This is a genomic window from Rhodococcus sp. NyZ502, from assembly GCF_041464245.1.
Taxonomy (GTDB): Bacteria; Actinomycetota; Actinomycetes; order Mycobacteriales; family Mycobacteriaceae; genus Rhodococcus_F; species Rhodococcus_F qingshengii.
In genome coordinates this window covers 4,797,399-4,820,308 of the sequence record NZ_CP167155.1, presented here as the reverse complement: position 1 = coordinate 4,820,308, position 22,910 = coordinate 4,797,399, and the positions used below count along the sequence as shown (strand labels likewise).

Sequence of the window (22,910 nt, the reverse complement as noted above, 5' to 3'; positions counted from 1 at the left end):
CAGATAACTGGACGTATGTCCATTTAATTCTGCAACGTGTTGCAGAAATGCTCAGCCGATTGCAGGTCCGAGCAGGTCATCGGCGTCGGTGATCCGGTAGGCGTAGCCCTGTTCGGCGAGGAATCGCTGACGATGTGCCGCATACTCCGCATCGAGAGTGTCGCGCGAGACCACCGAATAGAAGTGAGCCTGACCGCCGTCGTGCTTGGGTCGCAGTAGGCGTCCGAGTCGCTGAGCCTCTTCCTGTCTCGACCCGAAGGTTCCCGAAACCTGCACGGCGACAGATGCCTCCGGAAGGTCGATCGAGAAGTTCGCGACCTTACTCACCACCAGCGTCTGGATCTCACCGTTACGGAACTGATCGAAGAGGATCTCGCGTTCCTTGTTCTTGGTGGATCCCTTGATCACCGGGGCGTTCAGGGCTTCGCCGAGTTCGTCGAGCTGATCGAGATACGCACCGATCACCAAAGTCGGAGAATCGGGGTGCTTGGCCAGGATCGACTTCACGACCGCAATTTTCGTGTGAGCCGTCGAGCACAGTTTGTAGCGCTCCTCCGGTTCGGCGACGGCATAGGACATGCGCTCGGCGTCCGTCATCGTCACTCGCACCTCGACGCAGTCTGCCGGTGCGATCCAGCCCTGCGCTTCGATGTCCTTCCACGGAGCGTCGTAGCGCTTGGGTCCGATGAGCGAAAAGACGTCGCCTTCGCGTCCGTCCTCACGAACCAACGTCGCGGTCAGGCCGAGACGGCGGCGTGACTGCAGGTCTGCCGTCATCCGGAAGACCGGCGCGGGGAGCAGGTGTACCTCGTCGTAGATCACCAATCCCCAGTCTCGGGAATCGAAAAGTTCGAGGTGCTTGTACTCGCCCTTCGTGCGACGTGTGATCACCTGGTACGTGGCGATCGTGACCGGCCGAATCTCCTTGCGCTCGCCGGAGTATTCGCCGATTTCTTCCTCGGTCAACGATGTACGCGCGATCAACTCACGCTTCCACTGACGACCGGCAACGGTATTGGTGACGAGGATGAGGGTGGTGGCCTTGGCCTTTGCCATCGCTGCGGCGCCCACCATCGTCTTGCCGGCGCCACACGGCAGCACGACGACGCCCGAGCCGCCGGCCCAGAACGAATCCGCTGCCATCTGCTGGTAGTCGCGCAGTTCCCAGTGGCCCTCTTCGAAAGCGAGATCGATCGGGTGCGCTTCGCCGTCCACGTAGCCGGCGAGGTCCTCGGCCGGCCAGCCCACCTTGAGCAGCATCTGCTTGAGGCGGCCGCGTTCGCTCGGGTGGACGATCACGGTGTCGTCGTCGACCTTCTCACCGAGCATCGGCGAGATCTTCTTGTGTCGCATCACCTCGGTGAGGACTGCGCGGTCGAGGCTGACCAGGATGAGGCCGTGCACCGGGCTCTTGACCAGCTGTAAGCGTCCGTACCTGGCCATCGTGTCGACGATGTCGACCAGCAGCGGTTGTGGAACCGCGAATCGTGAGTACGACACGAGCGCGTCGACAACCTGCTCGGCGTCGTGTCCGGCGGCGCGGGCATTCCACAAGGCCAGGGGAGTGATGCGATACGTGTGGACGTGTTCGGGGGCCCGTTCGAGTTCCGCGAAGGGGGCGATTGCCTGCCTGGCATCGCCGGCGCGCTCGTGGTCGACCTCCAACAGCAGCGTCTTGTCGGATTGGACGATCAACGGTCCGTCGGTCACGGAATCCTCCTAGTGAAGCAAACGCGGCAGCCACAGAGCGTTGCGCCGCGTTGTCGGCTGACGCCAACCCTGCCATTGTCCTGGTATCGGGGCGCAGACGCCAACAGGCGACGCTCGCACAGCCCGAAGTAGAGGTGCCCGGGTGCGAGCACCCCTACGTCAACAGGGCAGGATCGACTGCTATTCCGGGAGGCCCGCGGGTAGTACGAGGATCTTCACGTGTTCGTCGGGTGCGCGCAGAGCTGCGAAAGCGTCCGAGACTCCATCCAGACCGACCCTGCCGGTGATGATCGCTTCGGCGTCGATCTCGCCGTCGGCGAGCCTCTGCAGGGTGATGTCGTAGGCATTCTCGTAAGGACCGTGACCGAAGTTGATCGAGATCCTCCGGAACTGCCCGACGACGGGAATGATCGTCTCGTCGCCGAACGGCGCAGCCAGAACCTGAATCCGCGAGTTGAACGGCAGAGTGTGCATAAGTTCTCCGATGACTCCCGCCCGCCCGCTGCATTCGTAGGCGATCAGAACTCCGTTCGCGGCCTGGCCGACAAGCTGGTTGCCTTCGGCGATCATTCGATTCCACAGTTCGATCGGATCCTGCTCGGCCGGATCGACGACGATGTCCGCGCCCATCTTCGCGGCGAGCTCGCGTCGTTTGGGGGAGGGCTCCGACGCGATGACGATCTGCGCTCCGCGCGCTTTCGCGGCGACGATGGCGCCCAGTCCGATCGTTCCGCAACCGATGACGAGCGCCGAATCGGCCGAGGTGAGGCCGGACTGTTGGAGATGCATCTCGCCGACGTGGAGAGGTTCGGCAAGTGTGGCGTGCTCGAGTGACAGGTGGTCGGGAACTTTGCGGACCCAGAACGCGTCGACGACTATGTGATCGCCGAACGCGCCGTGGTACTCGTTCGAGTAGCCGATGATCGTCGGGATCCCGGTAGCGGTGTCGGTGGCCAAGCCGATGCCGGCCACCCGATCGCCGATCGCGAAATCGTCTACTGCAGAACCGGTCTCGGAGACGATACCCGCGTATTCGTGCCCCAGTACCACTGGCGCGTCCGGATCGAAGGTGGCGAGCGGGTAGCCCCCGTCGTGCGCGACCTCGACGAATCGGCACGGGTCCTTCGACATGCTCAGGTCGCTGCCGCAGATCCCGCAGGCGACGACGTCGATGCGGATCTGATGGGGTGCCAACGGCGGCGGGTCGGCGATCTCGGTGACCGCGAATTCTCCCTGCTGGAAACGGACGGCTCTCATGCGCGCACGGCTCCCGTCTCGGCCGGCTGGCCGTAGTAGTCGGTATGGGCTTTGGTGATCGCTCCGACCAGCCCGCCGATCAGGTATTCGCGATTGTCCTCGGCGAACTGCATGCTCGCCTGACGCCCGACATTTCGCTTCCGGAAGTGCGGGACCACCTCGGAGGCGAACAATTCGTAGCTGCGTTTGGTGTCCTCCCAGCTCGCCATGTCGACGTGAAGGATCAAGAACGTGCCGAACCCTCCCGTCTTCTCGATCAGACGCTCGATCTGTGCGATCGCATCTTCGGGGGTACCGATGATCGCCTGACCGAACTCGCCGAGCGTGTCGTTTCGCCACTGATCGATGATTCCGGCAGGTGTATCTGCCCAGGCCGGGTTCTGGCCGGTCTGTCGATTCACGTAAGAAGCCATCGATCCGATCCGCCGGCTCACGGCGCGCTCGGCCTCGGCTCGGGTCTCGGCGATGAACATCGGATTGACCACACGCCACGTCGCTCGGTCGGCGCGGTGGCCGTGTTCGGCCGAGACCTTCTCGTACACATCCCAGTTGCGATCCAGTGCGTCGAAGCCGCTGGGTGAACTCGCCGCCAATGAGAGCAGGGAGAGGCCGTTCTTGCCGGCGAGCACCGAACCGTTGGGGGAAATCGTGGACGCTGTCACTGTCTCGATGCCGTCCGCGCGGTAGGTGGGTAGCTGTGCGCGTGCGTCACGCAACGTGAACCAGTCGGTTTCCATGTTGACGACCTCGCCGCGAAGCAACGCGAGAATGGCCTCGAGCGCTTCGCCCTGGCGACGACGCTGGTCCGACGGGTTGATGCCCATCATGTGTGCATCGAGGGGGATCTTGCCCGGGCCGGTGCCGAAGATGAGCCGTCCGCGGGTCTGCAGATCGAGCTGAGTGATGCGGTCGGCCGTGATCAACGGGTGGTGATAGGGCAGAGACGTCACGCCTGTGCCGAACTGGATGCGCTCGGTTCGCTCTGCGGCGGCCGCGATGAACATGTCCGGGGCAGGCACGATCTCGGCGCCGGTCGAATGATGCTCACCCATCCACGCTTCTTCGAATCCGAGGTGGTCCAGGTGTGTCATGAGGTCGATATCGCGTCTGAGTTGCAGGGCGGGATCGGCGTCGAGCGGGTGGTACGGGGCGAGGAAGGCTCCGAAGCGGATGGACGATGCGGACCACACGATGACAACTCCTGTCGACAGGGGAGTGATTTGGATCACTCGCTCTGATCGAGATGTCTAACATGGATCAACTGATCCAATAAGTTGAGCCTCCCGCACAGTGGGAGATTTGTAATCACCTGTAGTTCAACGTTATCTGGTGCATTGACGTCGGATATCGTTGTTGCAAGTCGATCGACTGAACCAAGTACTTTCCGAAGGAGTATTGAAGAGGTATGCAACTGGCCGTCACAATCACCCCCGACTCCTCGACCGTCGAACTGAACAGTGTCGACGACTTCACCAGTCTCTCGGTCGTCGTTGGCGGCGACGATCGATCCGAGACTCTGAGTCGGGTACTGGAACCGTGGGGGGAACTCGAGGGGGATCACGTCTGGCTCGACATCGGCCACTTGGAGCAAGCCGTCGCTGCCCGGATCGGAAACACCGAGTGGAGACAGAAGTTCTCCGCGATGGTGGACTACGCACGCGCCCACGGCTGGGTGGATCGCGACAACAGGGTGCGAGCACACCGTGAATCACTCTGACTCCGCGTTCGCCACGGTTGAGACGTTTGTCGAGCCCGTGCGAAGCTCGTTCGTATGACCGACTCCCGGCAGAACCGTCAAGGCGACGCGACGCGTCTGCGTTTGCTCAAAACTGCTGAAAGGCTTTTCGCGACAGAGGGATTGGATGCAGTTTCGCTGCGCTCGGTCAACGCCGCGGCCGGTCTCGGGCCGTCATCGGTCCACTACCATTTCGGAACCAAGGACGATCTGGTCGCAGCGGTGCTGTTGGACATGGGAACGTCGGTGCGAGATCAGATCAGCGCGAACGTCGACGCCCTCTCCGCCGACAAGACGCCGCCGACGGTCGAGGCGCTGGTACGGGCCGTCACTGCGCCCTACAAGGCATTGCTCCTTCGCCATCGCACGCGGGGAATGCGATGGATCAGAATCGTCACGCAGATCTCGCAGCCGCAGATGTCACGACCGGGCCATCCAGCCCTCGAGGCGACCGAGCTGCACCTGCGTGAACATCTTCTCGACCAGGTCCGTCGTACTTTTCCTGCTACCGATCCCGAACGGCTCGAGACTCGCTGGGCGATTGCCTTGATGGGCTTCCTCCAGGCGTTGAGCCGGGCGGACGATTGGAGCGGAAGTGGCAAGCCGCTCGCGCCGGAGCGGCTTGCCGACTTCTACGAGGACCAGGTCGTCTTTCTGGTGGGTGGTGTGCGGCAGTTATTGGGGTGAGCGCCTAATCGATGCGTCTCCTATTTCTGCGCGACCACTGACTTCCGCATTTCCATTACATGAGTAATAGCTTCGGAAATTCCGGACCGGTAACCGATATTCTTTTCGGAATCACCCGGAGTGGAATCAAGCTCCGATTCGAGTCTCGTTTGAATGCGGTCCAGGGTATGGATTGTTCTTTTCACGATGGTTGATTCTCTTTCTGCGGTAAATCCGATAGAAGTATTCCGGATTGCCGAGCGTGTTCGTCGAGGACGCAGAGTGAAGCGAGGGTCATGCCCGCTGCGTACCCGCGCGAGCGTGCGTCAGTTCCTCGATTACGTGACTTGAACAGGTTGAACGTTTCGTGTAGGTGCACGAGGGTGTCGGTGGAGGCAGGCATTGGTCAGCTTCGCAATCAGCTCGTCTTCTCTGGACTTTGCTGTCAGCTCCGCTTCCGCTTACGGATGAACTCGGAAGACTCCGCAGTTTTCGCCCGCTTCTCCGCGCGGCGTTCCTTGATCGACTGGGCGGGTTTCTTCATGTTCTTACCCGGCGCCTTGTCAGCCATTGTCGCTCCTCATTTTTCGAAGTGGCAATCACAAACTGACCTCGACCATACTTCATTTACAGAAAAAAGCCAGTTGCTTCTTTTTTGCTACTTTTTTCCGGAGTCGACGGGGCTGACGGAAGTAATTCGGTGCAACGTGAAACGGCGAACCGCGCCGCTCGCGGGGTCGAAGGCGTCCAGCTGTCCGCCGCCCACGCTGACGGGGTCGACGATGCGATGCGTCGCGACCCCCTGGGCGTCGACGTAGCCGATGTTGACGCTCGAATTGTCTCGGGCCGCCGTGGCCAGCAAGGCGATGGTGGCGGCGTTGTTCTCCCGTGAACCGTCCGTTCGCACTCCGCCGCGGCCGGGGGCGGAAGCACGGTCTCCGGCCCGCATCGTGCGGACCAACGTCGCCAGCTGATCCGCCGACGGGCTCGCCGGCATCCTCGACGCCGGTCGGCTGCGACGGTTGGGTACACGTGCCCCGCGTGGGCGGAGATCGACCAACGTGCCCGAGGAGTCCTCACCTGCCGGCGCGAATCCGGCGGCTCGCAGCTCGGTCAGGACTTCGCGGAGAGGGGCCTGCGAAATCGCGACGGTGGGAGCCAAGGCGCGCAGTGCCAACGGCTCGGCCACTGCGGATGCGAGGACCTCCGCCAGCAGTGACGCGTCCTCACATCGAATGAACGACGCCGCCACTCCGGCACGCAGTCGTCCGTGTCGACGGGCGACATCGTCGATCAGATACGAAAGTGATTGGGGGACAGGAGTCTTCGATTTCGAAGCGAACATCGCATGCAGTTCGGTGGCCGTCAGACCGGCGTCGAGCGCACGACGCACGCTGTCCTCGCTGATGCGGTACATGGACGCCGATCCGGCCGACTCGATGTCTGCGACCAGGCTCACCTGCTCGAGCAGGTCCGGTACCAGCGGGCCGGGCGCAACCAGAGTCAGATCCGCCTGGACCAGGATGTAGTCGATGGGCTCGGGTAGCGCGGACTGCATTTCGGCTTCGGCGTCCCCGCCGTGCAGCAAGGCTCGTCCAGGTGACGACAACGCGCCGCGGGCCACCAGCCCGAGAGCGGCGGCCTCGTCCAGAGTCCGCTCGATCGCGAACGTCCGCAGGCGCCCGCTCCATCGCGGGCGTCGCCACGCCAGCAGCCGACTTACCTCGACGGCCGACGCGGTCTGGCCGCTGTCGAGTTCGGAGAGCAGCCCGAGAATGGCCTGACGATCTCGCGGAGCCGCCGGAGCGCGGCCCTCCTCGGACAACGCCGCGATCGGCTTGTCGGTGGAATCGCGCAGCCCGATCATCCACGGGACTCGAGGTACGTCGACCCAGGCGGACGCCAGGACCTCCCACCGTCGCGCTGTGGATGCGTTCAGCCAGCCGTCGACCGCGAGCGTGGGCGTCCAGTATTCGTCCGCGTTGTCCGAGACCGGCGCCGGATCTGGTGTTCCACTGGCGATGAGTCCGGCTGCCGAGAGCAACTCGACAAGTAGGCTCACGCGCGCTTCGTCGAGATCGGCCGTCTTGGCCACGCGTCGTAGTTCTCGAACACCGAGCCCACCGGCTCGCAGTGCGGGGGCCGGCGCTGCGCCCAGAACAGCGATCACGTTCTCGCATTGGCGTACCAACTCGAGCGCCTCGCCGGCTGCTGCGGCGTTCACGTCCGCCGGCTTGAGTTTGTCGCCCCCGATGACGGGTGCGGTCAGCGTCGTCGGATCGAAAACCGGCTCGCCGCGGATGACCTGACGAACCGTCGCCGGAAGCTCGACAGTCTGCTCGTCGAGCCACCGCAGCAGGCCGGCCGCCAGCAGTCGTTGAACCGGGCGCTCAGGCGGCGTTCCGGGGGCAGCGTCGCGGGTGCGACCGATCGGGCTGGAGTTGGCGAGTGTCTCGAGGAGATCCCGCTCGCGGGTGTCCAGAGCGTTGAGCGCAGCCGAGATCTCGGTCTCGGTCATCGCCTCGGCAGGTTCGAGGGCGCGCCCCACACGCCACGGAATCATCCCGATGACTGCCGGGACGACGCTGATGGGATCGACACCCCAGATGAGGGCGGACGCGCGCATCTTCGACAGAGACTTGTCGACGGCCTTCTTGGTGACCTTGCCCTTGCCGGTCAGGGCGCGTTCGGCGATCGCACTGTTGAGCTCCGCCCGCGTCATCGGAGTTTCCTCGGCGCCGGCCAGTGCCAACAATTCGAGAAGACCGAAATCGAGGGTGTCGAGTTCGTCCGCGGCTCGGCTGACCGACGCGCGTTGCTGTGCCCGACCGCTGAGAACCACCATCGTGCTCGGCGGCGGTACGGCCAGATCGGGGCGCAGACGCAGCAACTCCGTCAACTCGGCGTCACTGCGCGCCGAGAGCCAATCGGTCAGACTTTCGGCTGCGGAACTGCCCGCCGGGGTGCCACGTGTTTCGGTCATCAGGTATCAGATTAGAGACCTGGTCTGTACGGCGTAACGGCGTCCTGTCAAAATGACTTCGTGGCCAACAATTCGAAGCAACACTATGTAGATCCAGGATGGCCGGAAACTGCAGACGGAGATCACGCAGTGACCGAATTGTCATCGACCCGCGCAGGTGGACTTTCACCCTTCGGCGAGGACACCACCTTTCCGGTTCCGGTGGAGTCACTTCCTTACGTACACCCGCACACCGTCATCAACCGATAACAACTCGACACGAAGAAGGCCCGCACCGAATCGGTGCGGGCCTTCTTGATGTTCGAGCGTCCGAGCGGACAGTCTTGCCGGTGTTACTTGAGGAACGACTTCGCGGTGTCGGCGACTGCGAGGATCTGCGGGTCGACCGGGATGCCGTTGGCCTCGGCGAATGCGATTGCCTGATCGATGGCGTCGGCGACCGGGTGTGCAACGGTCTGTGCGACCTGCTGCGCCGGAGCCGGAGCCGCCTGAGGAGCCGTCGTGGCCGGAGCGGAACGCTCGGTGGCGCCGCTGCTCAGCCCGAGGCTGGAGGAGCAGGACGGCCATGCGCCCCAACCCTGGTTTGCGAGAACACGCTCGGCAACAACGATCTGCTGCTCGCGAGTGGCCTGGTTTGCGGTGGCTGCGTACTGTCCGCCGCCGTGTGCGTTCCACGTGCTGGGGGAGAACTGCAGTCCGCCCTGGTAACCGTTGCCTGTGTTGATGGCCCAGTTTCCGCCGGCCTCACACTGGGCGAGACGATCCCAGTCGGAGTCGGGGGCAGCGTTTGCGGTTCCGGTGGCTGCAATTCCTGCTACGCCCATGATGGCGCCGGTGACGGCGACCTTGGCGACAGTGCGGCCGGTGGTGGTGGGCTTGCGATGGCGTCCGCTCATGATGGTCGAAATCCTCTCCACACGCGCCTGCGAGGTCAGCTGTCGGGTTCGGGCTGAGAGGTCGCCCGGCCTCGCCTTTCCTGGCTGGAAAGGGTCTGGCTTCACCCCAAGATTCGGTCTTGCGATCGAACCGGTGTCCACTGGAGAACTTTTCTGTTCTCACAGAGGACTTTGGGTCCCCCGTCCTCGTCCCTGGAATGCTCTGTCGGAAGTCCGGTACCCGCGGGACAAGGCTTGGCGCGGCGGGCCGGAGGTGGCCGAGTTTCCCGGCCGAAAACGACGGTAACGGCTCGAGTCGCTCGTGTCACCATTTGATAACGCGGCGTGGCGAAAGACGTACAACGCGTCACACAAAGCGCAGGAGACTCTTCCCAGGTAGGTGGGGGTGCCCGAGTGAATGTCCGGTTGTGTCCGTTCCGTTATTCATCCGTAATGTGAGCAAGGTCACACGTTATGCGGAAATAGAATTTCGGGCGATTGAGAGGTGCGTCGATCCGGACCCAAGGTTGTGGCCCGTGTCTCAACATCGACTGTGAAACTTAGGTTAGGTTTGCCTGACTTGCCTCGCTTGGGCAGGTTTCGCAGAGTCTTCCAAAGAAGTAGGGCACCCCTCATGAAACTGCAATACCGTCGGCGTGCGGTCACCGCGTCACTCGCCGTTGCCGCTGCTGCTGTCGGCCTGGCCGTCACTGCTCCCGCTGCACACGCCTCACCCGAGGATCCGACACACGGTGTTGTCGGAAGCTATTCCGCAACCCAGCCCGGCGACATCGTCGTCGACTCGGCAACCCACCGCGGATACATCACGCAGTACGGCGGACCGACCAGCTCGTTGTCCGTCGTCGACACGAACACCGGCAAGTCCGTCGGCACCATCGACGGCGTCGTCGGTTACCCGTCGGCACTTGCCGTCGACTCAAGCCTCGGACGCGCATACGTGTCCTCCTCCTACGGCGGCGCGATCTCGATTGTCGACACGAAGACCGGGAAGGTCGAAAAGACGGTCACGCTGAGCGAGAAGAACCCCGACGGCTCGCGTCCGCAGATCAACGATGTCGTCGTCGATCCCACAACACACCGCGCGTACTTCTCGGACTACAAGTCCGGCAACATCCGAGTCGTCGACCCCAACGCCGCCGACGCCGTGTCGAGCATTCTGGTCCACAAGTCGGCAACGCCGACCAAGCTCGCCTTCGACAGTGTCCGCGGCTTCCTCTACATCGCGGACACCAACTTCTTCGACGAGAATTACGGCCGCACGCTGTGGCAGGCGGACGTACGCAAGGGCGGAGCACTCAAGTCGATCGTGCGTGCCGACAACCTCTACCCGGTCGACGTCGATGTCGACACGAACACCGGCAACATCTACATGACCGACACCCGGGCAACCAACCTGTGGGCGATCACCCCGGCCGGCGCGATTCTGTCGAAGACCACGCTGTCTCCGACCGCGATTCCCAACGGCGTGGTCGTCGACGCTGCGGCAGGCATTGCATATGTCGCGGACGTCATGAACGGACACCTGTGGTCGGTCGATCTGACGACCCGCGCCACCACCGCTCTGACCGATACCAAGGTTCCGGCACTGGAGAAGGTCAAAAACCTCGCGCTCGACACCTCGACCGGCGCCATCGCGTCGACGACCAACGGGGGCAAGGTGACAGTCGTTGCCGCGTACCCGCTACCCGCGACCGTCGAATTGCCTGCCGCTCAGGTAGGTAAGGCGTATTCGCAGAAGCTCACTGCCGCCGATGCGCGCGCAACCTTTGCACTCACCAGTGGCACTCTGCCCGGCGGACTGTCCCTCGCACAGGACGGCACCATCTCGGGTACCCCCACCGCTGTCGGCAGCGTCACCGTCGAGGTCACTGCGAAGAGCGTGCTTTCGCGTGCTTCGAGCGTGACCATCGTGGTCTCCGAGGGGCCGGTCGGCCCCGTCGATCCGGGCAACCCGGGAACGGGTACCGGTTCGCTCGGTAACCTCCCCGGACTCGGTAGCCTCGGCCGCTGATACGACCTGATACCAGAGAACCCGACCACAGCAACTGCTGTGGTCGGGTTCTTCGGTCCGCGGGCCCGCTATGCGTAATCGACGCGGTCCACGACTATGCGTAATTCACCCGGTCCACGTCGACGATCTCCTTGCCGAGCGGCATCAGCGAGATCGGAATCATCTTCAGGTTCGCGACCGCGAGCGGAATTCCGATGATCGTGATCGCCATCGCGACGGCAGTGACGATGTGTCCGATCGCCAACCAGATACCGGCGATGATCACCCAGATGACGTTGCCGATCATCGAACCGACACCAGCGGTCGGCTTGTCGACGACGGTCTTACCGAACGGCCACAGTGCGTAGATGCCGATGCGGAATGCCGCGATTCCGAAGGGAATCGTGATGATGAGGATGCAGCAGATGATGCCTGCGGCGAAGTAACCCAACGCCAGTCAGAAGCCGCCGAAGACCAGCCAGATCACGTTCAGGAGGATTCTCATGGTCAGTGACCTTTCGGTTGGAGGCGGGAGTGATCAGCGCACGCGTCGACCGGATCTGAGCGTGTAGACGATGGCCAGAAGGAAGCCGATCGGGCACGCGAGTGCTACCAGGTACAACGCCAGGCCGGGTGGGGTGTCGCTGAAGATATGGACTGCGAAGATGGCCACGATCGCCAGGAATCCGACGATGAACAGTGCCATCGCCGTACGGAACAGACCGTTTCCGGTGCCGGAAGTGCGCGGGTTCGGTTGAGGGTCCACACCTACGAGGATAGTGCCTGTAAACCTGGGTGCCGACCCGGGTTCGTCACAGGTAGACTGTTAACAGACTGCGCGCCCCGCTGAAGCAAGTGTGGGGCGCGTTCTTTTGCATTCTTCCACCGGAAGCGATGCGAGCAAGGCCATGAGGCTCTTCCGAGAGCCTCCCGAGCACATTGGGGCAGACGCCCCAGTCGAGTGATGAGCAGGTGAACGCGGTGCCGACCGGCAAGGTGAAGTGGTACGACGTCGAAAAGGGTTTCGGCTTTCTGTCGCAGGAAGAGGGCGAGGACGTCTACGTCCGTGCTTCCGCTCTCCCCGAGGGCGTCGAAGGCTTGAAGGCCGGCCAGCGCGTCGAGTTCGGAATGGCTGCGGGCCGCCGCGGTCCGCAGGCACTGAGCCTGAAGGTACTCGAGCCGGCGCCGTCGTTGCGCGGCGCGACGGCGACGCGTCGTGAGCCCGTCGAGCGTAAGCACACCCCTGATCAGTTGCACGGCATGGTCGAGGACATGATCACGTTGCTCGAGGCGAAGGTCCAGCCGGATCTGCGCAACGGCAAGTACCCGGACCGCAAGACCGCTCAGCGGATCTCCGAGGTCGTCCGGGCCGTCGCTCGCGAGCTCGACACCTGATCGCTCGATACGAGCTGCCGTACACGGCTTCGAAACAAAATGCCCTGCACACCAATCGGTGTGCAGGGCATTTTCGACGTTCCGGGGATCAGGCGGTCTTGATCGACCAGATCAGCAGTCCCTGTTCGCTTCCCCCACCGACGGCGAGGTGGATTTCGACGCCGACGAGTTGCTTGACGGGATCGCTCGAAGACTCGACCGTCACTGCCAGGGCCTCGCCGGGCTCGAAGACTCGGGGCTCACCGGTCTGGTTGCCGTCGGCATCCTCGTAGACGGCGAGCAGTGCCCACTGCGCATCCGAGACGTCCGTCGACAACGACAGCTGCAGCGGGTAGCCCGCTGGAACGTCGAGTGCGTAGATGTCGCCCACCTGGGCGCACTGGGACAGGTCGATGGTGCAGAAACCGGCAGGGTTCGTTTCGATCGTCTTGCCGTGTGCGTATGCAGTGATGACCGGCAGCTTGTCGGGGTCGTCGTTGATGTTCTTGATGATCACGAAAAGAACGGAGACGTAAGCAACCAGTGCCACCACCATCAGGACACTGATCGCTGCCACGATCTTCTTTGTTCTCGAGCGCATCATCACTGCGGAGTACTTCCTTGTCCTCGGTTGGATTTACCGGTGTAAATCACTTCGGTCACTTCTTGTTCGGCCAGATCGGGTCGCTTCCCGCCGAGGCCGGGCAGGAGGCTGCTTCCTCGGTAGCTCAGGAAGGTCTGCAGAAGCCCGATCGTCAGGAACACCGATACAACAGTGAACCCGATCCAGTATTCGGTCGGAAGCAGAACCCCCAATGCGCCGCCGAGTACCCAGCTCAGCTGCAGAACCGTCTCGGATCTACCGAATCCGGACGCGATCGATTCCTCGGGCAGGTCGTGCTGGAGTGACGCGTCGAGTGAGACCTTGGCGAGCGCGCTGGCGGCCGATGCGATGAGCGTGGCAAGCGCGGCCGTCATGAGGTTGTCCGTCAGAGCTGCGATCACCGCGATGATCCACACCGACGCAGTACACCGGAGCACGATCAAGGCAGGCCGGCCGAGCTTGAGGCGCGCACCCGTGGCATTTCCGGCGAAGTTACCCAGACCGGCTGCTGCGCCGACCAGGCCGAGCATCATGGCCTGCTGGAGCGGCTCGTGATCGGTGCGTGATTTGGCGACGAACGCGATATAGAGCGTCAGGAAGCCGGTGAGCACGCGAATGGTGCCGTTGCCCCAGAGTCCGATGATCACGGCGCGTCCGAGAGGCTGACGGACCTTGGCAGGTTTGGCGTCCGGCTGCGGTGGGGCGCTGCCGGCGTGATGCGCTTCGTCCGGGTGGTAGGTGATGGTCGCGGGAACCTCACCCTCGGTGACCTCGACCCACGACGGGATTCGCATGCTCAGATATGCGCCGAACACGGTGACGGCGACCGCGAACCACAAGGCGCCGGTGGAACCGAAAGCCAGCGCGAGCGCACCTGCGACAGCGCCGGCCCCGATCGTTCCACCGATCAGCCCGAAGACCGTCAGACGCGAATTCACGCGCACCAGGTCTATTTCCGGTGGTAGGACGCGTGGTGTCACTGCGCTCTTGAGCACCGAGAACGATTTACTGAGCACCATCATGCCGAGCGCGGCCGGATAGAGGATCCAACTGTCGAAGTTGAAGACCAGGATCACCGCGAGGAGCGTCCGGATTCCGAACGACGACGCGAGTGCGATGCGGCGTCCGCGCTGCAACCGGTCGAGCATGGGGCCGATGAGCGGTGCGATGACCGCGAACGGTGCGATCGTGATCAGGAGATAGAGCGCGACCTTGGTCTTGTCCTCGCCCGTCGCGGCCGAGAAGAACAGCGTGTTGGCCAGAGCGACGGAGATCGCCGCGTCGGTCGCGTTGTTCGTCATCACCGCGTAGGTGAGAGCGGTCAGACCGGACTTGTCCGCGCCGTCGGCCTTCGCCGCGCGCTGGAAGGTCGCGATGCCCTTGTTCGTCAGTTCGCGGCTGCGCATCGCTGCGACGCGAGTGACGGTGAGCTTGCGAGGCATCGGTGGAGCCTTGGGAGCGTCCGCCCCCGGCGTCTTCGAACCGGCCGCGGATTCGGAGTCTCCCCGCGATTCGGGAATCGGATGCAGCGGTGGCAAAGGCGTGCGACGGGCAGCGGGACGGGCCGAAGGTGGGTAATTGTCCGGGCGGGCCGCGGGTGGGTAATTGTCGTAACCGGGGTGCACCTGTTGCCCCTCCGGCTCGTCGTGGATTCGCCGAGTTTCGGGGTCGTAGGGTTCGCGCGGTCCGGTCACCACTCAATTCTGTCCTAGTGTCGGCGCGGCTACCACGCACACCCCTGCGAGTCCTGTGTCATGTCGGACTCAGTTAACAAAACGGACTTCGAACATCTGCGGCCAATACTTGCCGGTGAGCAGGAATCGATCGGTACCGGGAATCTGCGCGATGCCGTTGAGAACGTCGACGGTGCTGGTCGATCCGTCCGCGACGAGTTCTGCGCGTAGCGGCGAAGCGTCGTACACGTTCGTGACGCTGCCGTCCGACGGGTCGATTCGGACGACGGTGTCCGTGGTCCAGACATTGGCGTAGACGGAGCCGTCTTCGGCGCATTCCAATTCGTTCAGCTTGCCGACGGACTCCGAAGATCTGGTGACGTCGACGGTCGAGATCGGCGCAAAGGTTTCGGGATCGCGAAAGGTCAACGTGGCCGAACCGTCGCTCGAGACAATCCGATCCCCGAGCGAACAGATTCCCCATCCCTCGGTGTCGAGTGGGAACCGCCCCCGTTCGGTCAAGGTGTCCTTGTCACGGGCGATGGCAACGCCGTCTTTCCAGGTGAGTTGCCACAGTGTGTCTCCGGCGACCGTGATGCCCTCACCGAACAACGGCGGGTCGAGATCGGCACGCGCAACTTCCGGTCCCGAAGCGGGGGACTGCTCGTCGGAGATCTCGCTCGAGCGCACCCAGGACTGCCCGACGCGTCCGGTGCTTTCGTACAACCGGTTTCCGTCGATCTCGAGGCCCTGCGTGAACGCGTCGGGATCGTGCGCGGACACTCGAACGATCTCGACGGAGCCGGTTTCGGACGTGAGGTTGTCGGGAGCGCCGGGGGAATCGGAGCACCCCGCCAAGGCCGAGGCGATCACGGCGACCACTGCAAAAGTGCGCACGGAATTGGCGTGTGACCTACTCATCTGCCCAGCATGGCAGCCCAGTGCGTTGCGGACTTGCGGTGGTGCGGCAAACTGGAGGAGTGAGTGTTGCTACTTCTCCAGAGCGTGCAGTGCCGCGCCCAGTACTGGCCGATGCGGTCGAGCTTGCCCGAAAGGCAGTCGTCGACCTGCATGAAGGCGGTGTGGGGGCATACCTCGGCGTGACGTCGGAGGACGAATTTGCCGCCACCCATCGATTTGCAGCAGACATTCCGGGATACCGCGGTTGGCAGTGGGCGGTTGTCGTCGCTGCCGGACCGGAGGACACCCACGCCACGATCAGTGAGTTGGCGCTGTTGCCGGGTCCCGACGCGTTGGTTGCGCCGGAATGGCTGCCATGGGATCAGCGGATTCGTCCCGGCGATCTGTCCGTCGGTGACCTACTCGCCCCGCCGGCCGAGGATCCTCGCCTCGTTCCCGGCTACGTCGCCACCGGTGACCCGGAAGTCGACGAGGTAGCTCTCGAAATCGGGCTCGGCCGCAAACAGGTCATGAGCCGCGAGGGCCGACTCGATGCCGCGCAGCGTTGGTTCGACGGTGACTTCGGCCCGGAGTCGGAGATGGCGAAGGCCGCGCCGTCGACGTGTGGACTGTGTGGATTCTTCCTTCCACTCGCCGGTTCGCTGCACGCAGCGTTCGGTGTGTGCGGAAACGAACTCTCCGCAGACGGCCGTGTGGTCAGCGTGTCCTACGGTTGTGGCGCGCACTCGGACACCAGCCTGCCGCTCGGTGCGGGCTCGCCGCAGTTCGACGCATTCGACGACGGGGCCGTCGAGCTGATTGCGGTGCCCGCTCGCCCGTCGAGCGCTGTTGCAGTTGAGGATTCGGTATCCACCGAGTAGAAGATCCGTTCGGTACGGACGCACTCCGCGAGGCGACGCTGCGCGCGTGGTCGGAATCTCCGACGCGATTGCGTGAAGACGCGGCTGCGGAATCCGACCTCGCAAATGCCGGGTACCGCGACCGTCTGCTCACCGAACTGGCGCAGAACGCTGCCGATGCAGCTGCACGCGAGGGCGTCCAGGGCTCTTTGTGGGTGGATGTGGACGGTCGGACGCTGACGGTGGCGAACACGGGCCGTCCACTGGACGAATCCGGTGTACATGCGCTGACCGCGCTGCGCGCGTCGAACAAGGTCGACGCCGACGAAGGTGTGACGGGACGGTTCGGCGTCGGATTCTCGGCAGTTCTCTCGGTCAGTGACGAGGTGGAACTGCGCTCGTCGACGGGATCGATTCGATTCTCTGCCTCGCACACTCTGCGCGAGATCGAGTCTCGCGAACTCCCGGTGCCGGAAACCGGTGTCCCCGTACTTCGTTTGGTGTGGCCGTCTGGCGAATTGCCGAGCGATGGTGCTGATTCGGAAGTGGTGCTGACGCTTCGGCCGGACGTCGATGCCGCGGCGCTGCTTTCGCAGATGGCACGTGAGGCAGTCGACCTGCTGCTCGAACTCCCGGCTCTCGGATCAATTCGTCTGGGTGAGAAGACTTTTCGGCGATCGGAACGGGTGCTGGATTCCGGCCTCGTCGAGATCGCGATCGGTGATCGCACGTGGTGGCAGTACACCGCGCCGAACGCGCGATGGTTGGTGCCGGTCCGCGACGGGGTCGTCGAGCCGGTCGCAGACGACGTCCTGCGGGCGCCGACGCGATCCGACGAGGAACTGTCGATCCCCGCGATCATCATTGCCGACATTGCAATGCAACCCGATCGGCGACGCCTCATGCCCGCTGCACCGATCGCTCCGCTTGCCGAGGGGTACGCGAAGTTCCTTGCTGCACTACCTCCTCGGCAGCGAACGGCACTCGTTCCGATCCCTGCCTTTGCCCGCAGTGAAACGGATTCGCTTCTGCGCGAAGCGCTTCTGAAGGAGCTGCAGGAAAACGAGTGGCTTCCGGTGGTCGGTGAGCCCGACCGCGCGCCGCAGCGAGCGTCCGTGGTGCCCGGGCTCAGTGATGACCTTGCCGAGTTGCTCACCGACATCATCGGTGGCCTGGTTGTCCCCGAGCTCTCCGGCCCCAAGCACGAGCGAGCGCTCGCGGCGGTGTCGACACACCGCATCGGGCTCGCGCGCATCGCCGAACTGCTCAGCGGTTCGGAACGTGAACCCAAGTGGTGGAATCGCCTCTATTCGGCTCTCGAGCCTCTGGTGATCGACACTCTTGCGGTGGAAGAGCTTGGAACACTGCCGGTTCCGCTCTCCGATGGACGGACGGTGACCGGGCCGCGGACCGTCGTCGTCGGCGTCGAACTGGGCGAAGACGCGCCGTCGGTGGAGTGGACGAGGTTGGTTCATCCCGTCGCGGTTCACCCGTTGCTGTCTCGATTGGGAGCGCAGACCGCGAGTGCCACCGACCTGCTGTCCGATCCGGCGCTGCGCGCATTGATCGAAGATGCTGCGGACCAAGATGATTCGGTAGCGACGGAGTTGGCGCAAGTGGTGCTCGGATTGGCGGCCCACGTGGCGCCAGGGGCGCTGCCGTCGTGGATCGGTGAAGTGCTGCTTCCTGATTCGGAAGGCGAATTGCGGTCCGCCGACCAACTTCTGCTTCCGGGAGCTCCCCTTGCAAGCGTCCTGGTCGAGGATTCTCCCTTCGGCATCGTCGACGCTGATTTTGTTCAGCGGGTGGGGGAGCAGGCGCTACGGGTAGTCGGTGTCGGGTGGGGTTTCACGGTGGTCCGTGAGGAATTGCCGTCCGGCCCCGATCACGATCTCGACGCCGAAGACGCATGGTGGGACACCCTCGACGAGGACCCCGAATACATCGAAGCCGTGCGCGATCTCGATCTCGTGGACGAAGACCGCTGGCCGCAGGCGCTGTCGCTGCTGGTCGAGTCGCCGGCGACGCGGGCGCTGCTCACCGACCGTCGTGGATACACGGCGTGGTGGTTGCGTTCGAATGCCGAACTCGGCGGTGAGGTGCTGGGCTTGCTGCGCGCTCCGGGCGATCGCACCTTCGAGGGATTGCTCGATGCTGCCGAACACCCCGACGCCGGATTCTTCTCCGGATTGCTGGCATCGGATACCGTCGACGATCCGGAACTGGCTCAGCTGCTGCTCGATCGGCTTGCCGACCCACTACGGATGCCGGCCTCCGCCGTCGTCGCGCGGACGCACCGACTACTGGGGGAGGCAGCGCAGCGACGGGTTCTCGACCTGGAGGAACTGCACCTGCCGCCGTTCGTGCGAGGCCTTTCCGGCGATCTGGTCGATCCCGGCGACGCCCTTGTTCTCGACCGACCGTGGCTGGGAGCGGCACTGCCTGCACAACGAGTGGTGCTCGGCAGCTTCGAGACGGCCGACGCACTGGCAGATCTGCTCGACGTCGCGACGGCGTCTGCATCCGTTCACGGACGAGTGAGCAGCACCGGCGTCGTGACGACGTGGGCGAACGAACCGCAGGCAGTTCTCGGCTTCGCAGCCCTCGGCCGTGAGGTTCCCGGCGGCGAGGTAGTGATCCATCACGAACTGTCGGTGGAACTGACGGGGGCGGTCGAGACGACGGTGATCGTGCCGTGGTGGGTGGACTCGGACGGCGTTCATCACGTGATGCGTACGTGGACTCTGCCGCAAGGAATGTGAGGGCAGATGTCTTTTGATCAGTGGGTACTCGACAGGGCAGTGAGTCAGCGGACGGCGTGGCTCGTGGACGTCGTCGACGTCATCACCGACAGCGGCGGAACCCTCGCGTCGTGGCTGATCGCGACGCTGCTCACGATCGTGCTTCTGGTTCGGGGACTACGCACCGAAGCTCTGCTGATCGCCGGATCGATGTTGACCGGTCTGCTCGTGATGAGCGGATTGAAGCGCATCTTCACGCGAACCCGTCCACCCGTGCCGGAGCGGTTGATCGAAATCGATTCGTATTCGTTCCCGTCGGGCCACGCGATGATGAGCGCGATCCTCGCGACTTCGGTTGCCGCCGTGATCCTTCGTCTTGCCTTGCCGAGGCTCGCGAAGATGGCAATGCTCGCGAGCCTCGGCCTGTACACGATCGCCGTCGGATTCTCCCGCGTCTACCTGGCTGCCCATTGGATGACCGATGTACTGGCAGGTTGGGCGTTCGGGATGATGTGGGCCGGGGTGTGGATCTGGGGAACCGCGCAGATCAGAAAGCGCCGGGCGCTGGTTACTTCGTGAGTTCGGCGAGTAGTTGGCTCGTGGCCCACGGCAAGCTCAGTGCCGAGCTTGCGGTCAAGGCCGCACCGACCTGCGGAGCCTGATCGTCGTTGACGTAGACGACGCGATTGTCCTTGACCACCTCGAGTTGCTGGAAGCCAGGGTTGTTTCGGACCGCCTGTGCGGCATCGGGATTGCCGATGACAACGAGACGGTCCACGTCGAGAAGATCCAGTCGTTCGGTGGAGATCGGCGCGTAGAACTCACCGTTCATCAAGGCCTCGACCGCGGGAGCAGGTTTGAATCCGAGACTGCCGAGAACCCGTCCGCGGGCGTCCTCGGAGGAGAAGGCGTAGAACTCCGGGGTCGCGTCGACGCTGATGATCACCGCGGTCTGGTCTGCAAATTCCGGGTGAGCGCTTCTGGCGTCGGCGAACTGCTTGTCGATATCGGCGACCAACTTCTCGCCGTCGGCTTCGCGACCCACTGCCTTCGCTGCGGTCTTCGTCGTGATCTGCCACGGAGTTGCGTAGTCGCCGTAGGCCGGATCCTTCGCGACGGTCGGGGCGATCGCGGAAAGTGTGCTGTACAGGTCTTTGTCGATGCTCGAGTAGAGCGCGAGGATCAGGTCGGGCTCGAGCGCAGCGATCTTTTCGACGCTGATCGTGGTTTCGGGATTGCTGCCGACGACGGTCGGTTCGGTTCCGCCCCAAGGGCCGGTGACCCATGGCCACGTGCGGTTGACGTCCGGTTCGCCCGGGTACTGGTTGACCATTCCGACGGGCTTGATGCCCAGAGCCAACAGAGCCTGCTCGTCGTTGTAACCGACGGTGACGATCCGTTGTGGTTCGGAATCGATCGTGGTGCTGCCGAAAGCGTGATCGATCGTGACGGGGAAGGCGCCACCACCGGAACTCGACGAACTACTTGCTGCGTCGTCGTTCGAACTGCAGGAGACGAGTGCTGTGCCGACCAGGGCGACCACAGCAACGGATGTCAGTCTCGTCCAACGTCCTCGGCTTTTCCAACGATTTCGGTGCGAGATCTTCACGGCTACGTGGTTCCTTTCAGCATTGACAAGCTAAGACCGACACGGGAGTGCAGGGTAGGCTTACCATACTGAAAGGGTGAATCGACCTGCTCAGTCGACCAGACCGGCGCCCTGTTGTGCGCCCTTGTCACCGCGCACAGCTGCGCGTCGTTGAATGGAGAACAGAGCGAAGCCGAGGAAGCCGACTCCGATACCCGCGTAACAGATCGGGAGTGCATCCGACCAACGATCGCCGCTCACCGCGACCACGATCGTGGCGATCACCCACAACGCGGTGCCGATGATCAGTGCCGGCGCGGGTGCGGACAATTTGCCGATCAGGCCTGTTGTGTTGCGAGTCTCCGTCACAAAATTAACGCTACCCGTACCCCGGTGGCCTACTCTCCCTAGTGCGACCGGCTTCATGTGCGCCGGCACACGGCGACCTACAGCGATGGGGAAAGAACAAACATGGCGGCACCCGGCAAGATCCTCGACACCTATTTCAAGATCAGCGAACGAGGGTCGACGATCTCGACCGAGATTCGCGGCGGTGTCGTCACCTTCGTGGCGATGGCCTACATCGTGGTCCTCAACCCCCTGATCCTCGGCAGTTTCTCGGCTGACGACGCTGCAGCGAAGACCGACGTTCTCGGCAACATCCTTCCGGTCAACCAGGTGGCTGCGGTCACCGCTCTGGTTGCCGGCCTGATGAGCATCGTCTTCGGTGTCGTTGCCAACTATCCGTTTGCCATCGCCGCGGGTCTCGGCATCAACAGCCTGCTCGCCGTCACAATCGCACCTCAGGTCACCTGGCCCGAGGCGATGGGCCTGGTGGTCATCGACGGTGTGATCATCGTTCTGTTGGCACTCACCGGTTTCCGAACTGCGGTGTTCAATGCGATTCCCTCGGCATTGAAGTCCGCGATCGCGGCCGGTATCGGCATGTTCATCGCCTTCATCGGACTGGTCGACGCCGGATTCGTCCGCCGTATCCCCGATGCCGCCGGTACGACGGTTCCCGTCGGACTCGGAATCAACGGCTCGATCGCTTCGTGGCCGACCGTGGTGTTCATCTTCGGTGTGCTGCTCATGGGTGTTCTGGTAGTGCGCAAGGTTCGTGGTGGACTGCTGATCGGCATAGTCGTCACGACGATCCTCGCTGCGATCATCGAGGCAGTTGCCGACGTCGGACCCTCGCTCGGAACCAACCCCAAGGGCTGGAACCTCAGCATCCCCGCGATCCCGGAGATGCTCGGGGGTATGCCTGATCTGAGCCTGGTCGGCGACGTCAGCATCTTCGGCGCATTCACCCGCATCGGTGTTCTGGCCGCCAGCCTGCTTGTCTTCACCCTCGTGCTCGCGAATTTCTTCGACGCCATGGGCACGATGACGGGTCTCGGTAAGGAAGCCGGCCTGACCGACAAGGACGGAAACCTCCCCAACGTCGGTCGCGCGCTTGTCGTCGAAGGCGCGGGCGCGATCGTGGGCGGTGGCGCTTCGGCGTCGTCGAACACCGTGTTCGTGGAATCCGCGTCGGGTATCGCCGAAGGCGCCCGCACGGGCCTGGCAAACGTCGTGACCGGACTGCTCTTCCTCGTCGCGATGTTCCTGACGCCGCTCTACTCCGTCGTGCCGATCGAGGCAGCTGCGCCTGCCCTCGTCGTCGTCGGTGCGCTGATGATCGGGCAGGTCCGAGACATCGATTTCACCAAGTTCTCGGTTGCTCTCCCGGCGTTCCTGACCATGATCGTCATGCCGTTCACCTACTCGATCGCCAACGGCATCGGCGTCGGCTTCATTTCATGGGTGGTCCTGCACGCTGCCAGCGGTGGTATCAAGAAGATCCACCCATTGCTCTGGATCGTGGCGGCACTTTTTGTGGCCTACTTCACTGTCGGACCCATTACCGACGCCCTTACGTGAAATCAGG

The 22,910-nt window shown here is 63.4% G+C and carries 22 protein-coding genes and 1 riboswitch; of the genes, 9 read left to right on the top strand and 13 right to left on the bottom strand.

What is annotated here, in order from left to right; translation table 11 throughout:
• Positions 1 to 51: 51 nt before the first annotated feature.
• From ACBG85_RS22115 to ACBG85_RS22105, 3 genes are all read right to left on the bottom strand, one after another.
• A complete protein-coding gene (locus tag ACBG85_RS22115; RefSeq protein ID WP_003940219.1) occupies positions 52 to 1,710 on the bottom strand; it encodes a DNA repair helicase XPB in 1,659 nt (552 codons plus the stop codon).
• Positions 1,711 to 1,890: 180 nt separating this feature from the next.
• On the bottom strand, positions 1,891 to 2,967 hold the full coding sequence (locus ACBG85_RS22110) for an alcohol dehydrogenase catalytic domain-containing protein (protein WP_030535354.1): 1,077 nt from the start codon (positions 2,965 to 2,967) through the stop codon (positions 1,891 to 1,893).
• Positions 2,964 to 4,157, bottom strand: coding sequence for an LLM class flavin-dependent oxidoreductase (locus tag ACBG85_RS22105; RefSeq protein WP_054781685.1), 1,194 nt, complete (start codon positions 4,155 to 4,157; stop codon positions 2,964 to 2,966). The genes ACBG85_RS22110 and ACBG85_RS22105 overlap by 4 nt, the downstream gene beginning before the upstream one ends.
• Before the next feature lie 215 nt (positions 4,158 to 4,372).
• Here ACBG85_RS22105 and ACBG85_RS22100 point away from each other — a divergent pair, with 215 nt between their 5' ends.
• Positions 4,373 to 4,684 carry a hypothetical protein gene (locus ACBG85_RS22100; RefSeq protein WP_030535356.1) on the top strand — a complete coding sequence of 104 codons (312 nt, stop codon included), beginning with the start codon at positions 4,373 to 4,375 and terminating at the stop codon, positions 4,682 to 4,684.
• A gap of 54 nt (positions 4,685 to 4,738) precedes the next feature.
• A complete protein-coding gene (locus ACBG85_RS22095; protein ID WP_003940633.1) occupies positions 4,739 to 5,389 on the top strand; it encodes a TetR/AcrR family transcriptional regulator in 651 nt (216 codons plus the stop codon).
• Positions 5,390 to 5,813: 424 nt separating this feature from the next.
• On the opposite strand, the gene ACBG85_RS22090 is transcribed toward ACBG85_RS22095, so the two are convergent.
• Both ACBG85_RS22090 and ACBG85_RS22085 read right to left on the bottom strand, forming a co-directional pair.
• On the bottom strand, positions 5,814 to 5,939 hold the full coding sequence (locus ACBG85_RS22090; RefSeq protein ID WP_007733507.1) for a hypothetical protein: 126 nt from the start codon (positions 5,937 to 5,939) through the stop codon (positions 5,814 to 5,816).
• A gap of 87 nt (positions 5,940 to 6,026) precedes the next feature.
• Positions 6,027 to 8,351 carry a helicase-associated domain-containing protein gene (locus tag ACBG85_RS22085; RefSeq protein WP_372024860.1) on the bottom strand — a complete coding sequence of 775 codons (2,325 nt, stop codon included), beginning with the start codon at positions 8,349 to 8,351 and terminating at the stop codon, positions 6,027 to 6,029.
• 60 nt (positions 8,352 to 8,411) lie between these two features.
• Between ACBG85_RS22085 and ACBG85_RS22080 the strand changes: the two genes are divergently transcribed.
• Entirely contained in the window at positions 8,412 to 8,600 is a 189-nt protein-coding gene (locus ACBG85_RS22080) for a hypothetical protein (protein ID WP_019744939.1), read from the top strand.
• Positions 8,601 to 8,683: 83 nt separating this feature from the next.
• On the opposite strand, the gene ACBG85_RS22075 is transcribed toward ACBG85_RS22080, so the two are convergent.
• Positions 8,684 to 9,247, bottom strand: a complete 564-nt coding sequence (locus ACBG85_RS22075; protein WP_003939675.1) for a transglycosylase family protein — start codon at positions 9,245 to 9,247, stop codon at positions 8,684 to 8,686.
• 8 nt (positions 9,248 to 9,255) lie between these two features.
• Positions 9,256 to 9,476, bottom strand: a riboswitch (cyclic di-AMP (ydaO/yuaA leader).
• Positions 9,477 to 9,860: 384 nt separating this feature from the next.
• Between ACBG85_RS22075 and ACBG85_RS22070 the strand changes: the two genes are divergently transcribed.
• Positions 9,861 to 11,258, top strand: coding sequence for a YncE family protein (locus ACBG85_RS22070; protein ID WP_075834170.1), 1,398 nt, complete (start codon positions 9,861 to 9,863; stop codon positions 11,256 to 11,258).
• Between the two features lie 94 nt (positions 11,259 to 11,352).
• Here ACBG85_RS22070 and ACBG85_RS22065 read toward each other — a convergent pair whose 3' ends face one another.
• Together ACBG85_RS22065 and ACBG85_RS22060 are read right to left on the bottom strand one after the other, a co-directional pair.
• A complete protein-coding gene (locus tag ACBG85_RS22065) occupies positions 11,353 to 11,694 on the bottom strand; it encodes a YccF domain-containing protein (RefSeq protein ID WP_372027892.1) in 342 nt (113 codons plus the stop codon).
• A gap of 81 nt (positions 11,695 to 11,775) precedes the next feature.
• Complete coding sequence (locus tag ACBG85_RS22060) at positions 11,776 to 12,003, bottom strand: hypothetical protein (protein WP_003940194.1); 228 nt, start codon at positions 12,001 to 12,003, stop codon at positions 11,776 to 11,778.
• 215 nt (positions 12,004 to 12,218) lie between these two features.
• Between ACBG85_RS22060 and ACBG85_RS22055 the strand changes: the two genes are divergently transcribed.
• Complete coding sequence (locus tag ACBG85_RS22055; RefSeq protein ID WP_007733502.1) at positions 12,219 to 12,632, top strand: cold-shock protein; 414 nt, start codon at positions 12,219 to 12,221, stop codon at positions 12,630 to 12,632.
• A gap of 88 nt (positions 12,633 to 12,720) precedes the next feature.
• Here the strand turns inward: ACBG85_RS22055 and ACBG85_RS22050 are convergent, their stop codons facing one another.
• The 3 genes from ACBG85_RS22050 to ACBG85_RS22040 all read right to left on the bottom strand — a co-directional run bounded on the left by ACBG85_RS22050 (position 12,721) and on the right by ACBG85_RS22040 (position 15,809).
• Entirely contained in the window at positions 12,721 to 13,188 is a 468-nt protein-coding gene (locus ACBG85_RS22050) for a DUF2771 domain-containing protein (RefSeq protein ID WP_372024856.1), read from the bottom strand.
• A 26-nt stretch (positions 13,189 to 13,214) separates the two neighbouring features.
• Positions 13,215 to 14,909 carry an MFS transporter gene (locus ACBG85_RS22045; RefSeq protein WP_223304424.1) on the bottom strand — a complete coding sequence of 565 codons (1,695 nt, stop codon included), beginning with the start codon at positions 14,907 to 14,909 and terminating at the stop codon, positions 13,215 to 13,217.
• 69 nt (positions 14,910 to 14,978) lie between these two features.
• Positions 14,979 to 15,809 carry a glutaminyl-peptide cyclotransferase gene (locus ACBG85_RS22040; RefSeq protein WP_372024854.1) on the bottom strand — a complete coding sequence of 277 codons (831 nt, stop codon included), beginning with the start codon at positions 15,807 to 15,809 and terminating at the stop codon, positions 14,979 to 14,981.
• 38 nt (positions 15,810 to 15,847) lie between these two features.
• On the opposite strand from ACBG85_RS22040, the gene ACBG85_RS22035 reads away from it, so the two are divergent.
• The 3 genes from ACBG85_RS22035 to ACBG85_RS22025 all read left to right on the top strand — a co-directional run bounded on the left by ACBG85_RS22035 (position 15,848) and on the right by ACBG85_RS22025 (position 19,968).
• Positions 15,848 to 16,669, top strand: a complete 822-nt coding sequence (locus ACBG85_RS22035) for a DUF3027 domain-containing protein (RefSeq protein WP_030535360.1) — start codon at positions 15,848 to 15,850, stop codon at positions 16,667 to 16,669.
• A 68-nt stretch (positions 16,670 to 16,737) separates the two neighbouring features.
• On the top strand, positions 16,738 to 19,410 hold the full coding sequence (locus ACBG85_RS22030) for a sacsin N-terminal ATP-binding-like domain-containing protein (protein ID WP_372024851.1): 2,673 nt from the start codon (positions 16,738 to 16,740) through the stop codon (positions 19,408 to 19,410).
• 6 nt (positions 19,411 to 19,416) lie between these two features.
• Complete coding sequence (locus tag ACBG85_RS22025) at positions 19,417 to 19,968, top strand: phosphatase PAP2 family protein (protein WP_054781600.1); 552 nt, start codon at positions 19,417 to 19,419, stop codon at positions 19,966 to 19,968.
• Here ACBG85_RS22025 and ACBG85_RS22020 read toward each other — a convergent pair.
• Together ACBG85_RS22020 and ACBG85_RS22015 are read right to left on the bottom strand one after the other, a co-directional pair.
• A complete protein-coding gene (locus tag ACBG85_RS22020) occupies positions 19,958 to 20,998 on the bottom strand; it encodes an iron-siderophore ABC transporter substrate-binding protein (RefSeq protein WP_082931253.1) in 1,041 nt (346 codons plus the stop codon). The two genes, ACBG85_RS22025 and ACBG85_RS22020, sit on opposite strands and share 11 nt — an antisense overlap.
• Positions 20,999 to 21,088: 90 nt before the next feature.
• Positions 21,089 to 21,346 carry a DUF2530 domain-containing protein gene (locus ACBG85_RS22015; RefSeq protein ID WP_007733492.1) on the bottom strand — a complete coding sequence of 86 codons (258 nt, stop codon included), beginning with the start codon at positions 21,344 to 21,346 and terminating at the stop codon, positions 21,089 to 21,091.
• Between the two features lie 102 nt (positions 21,347 to 21,448).
• On the opposite strand from ACBG85_RS22015, the gene ACBG85_RS22010 reads away from it, so the two are divergent.
• Complete coding sequence (locus ACBG85_RS22010; protein WP_003940242.1) at positions 21,449 to 22,903, top strand: NCS2 family permease; 1,455 nt, start codon at positions 21,449 to 21,451, stop codon at positions 22,901 to 22,903.
• Positions 22,904 to 22,910 lie beyond the last annotated feature (7 nt).

Excerpts from the sequence above, each read along its gene's own strand:
- ACBG85_RS22110 (WP_030535354.1), bottom strand. The coding sequence starts at position 2,967 with ATGAGAGCCGTCCGTTTCCAGCAGGGAGAATTCGCGGTCACCGAGATC.
- ACBG85_RS22100 (WP_030535356.1), top strand. The coding sequence starts at position 4,373 with ATGCAACTGGCCGTCACAATCACCCCCGACTCCTCGACCGTCGAACTG.
- ACBG85_RS22095 (WP_003940633.1), top strand. The coding sequence starts at position 4,739 with ATGACCGACTCCCGGCAGAACCGTCAAGGCGACGCGACGCGTCTGCGT.
- ACBG85_RS22090 (WP_007733507.1), bottom strand. The coding sequence starts at position 5,939 with ATGGCTGACAAGGCGCCGGGTAAGAACATGAAGAAACCCGCCCAGTCG.
- ACBG85_RS22085 (WP_372024860.1), bottom strand. The coding sequence starts at position 8,351 with ATGACCGAAACACGTGGCACCCCGGCGGGCAGTTCCGCAGCCGAAAGT.
- ACBG85_RS22075 (WP_003939675.1), bottom strand. The coding sequence starts at position 9,247 with ATGAGCGGACGCCATCGCAAGCCCACCACCACCGGCCGCACTGTCGCC.
- ACBG85_RS22070 (WP_075834170.1), top strand. The coding sequence starts at position 9,861 with ATGAAACTGCAATACCGTCGGCGTGCGGTCACCGCGTCACTCGCCGTT.
- ACBG85_RS22040 (WP_372024854.1), bottom strand. The coding sequence starts at position 15,809 with ATGAGTAGGTCACACGCCAATTCCGTGCGCACTTTTGCAGTGGTCGCC.
- ACBG85_RS22025 (WP_054781600.1), top strand. The coding sequence starts at position 19,417 with ATGTCTTTTGATCAGTGGGTACTCGACAGGGCAGTGAGTCAGCGGACG.
- ACBG85_RS22010 (WP_003940242.1), top strand. The coding sequence starts at position 21,449 with ATGGCGGCACCCGGCAAGATCCTCGACACCTATTTCAAGATCAGCGAA.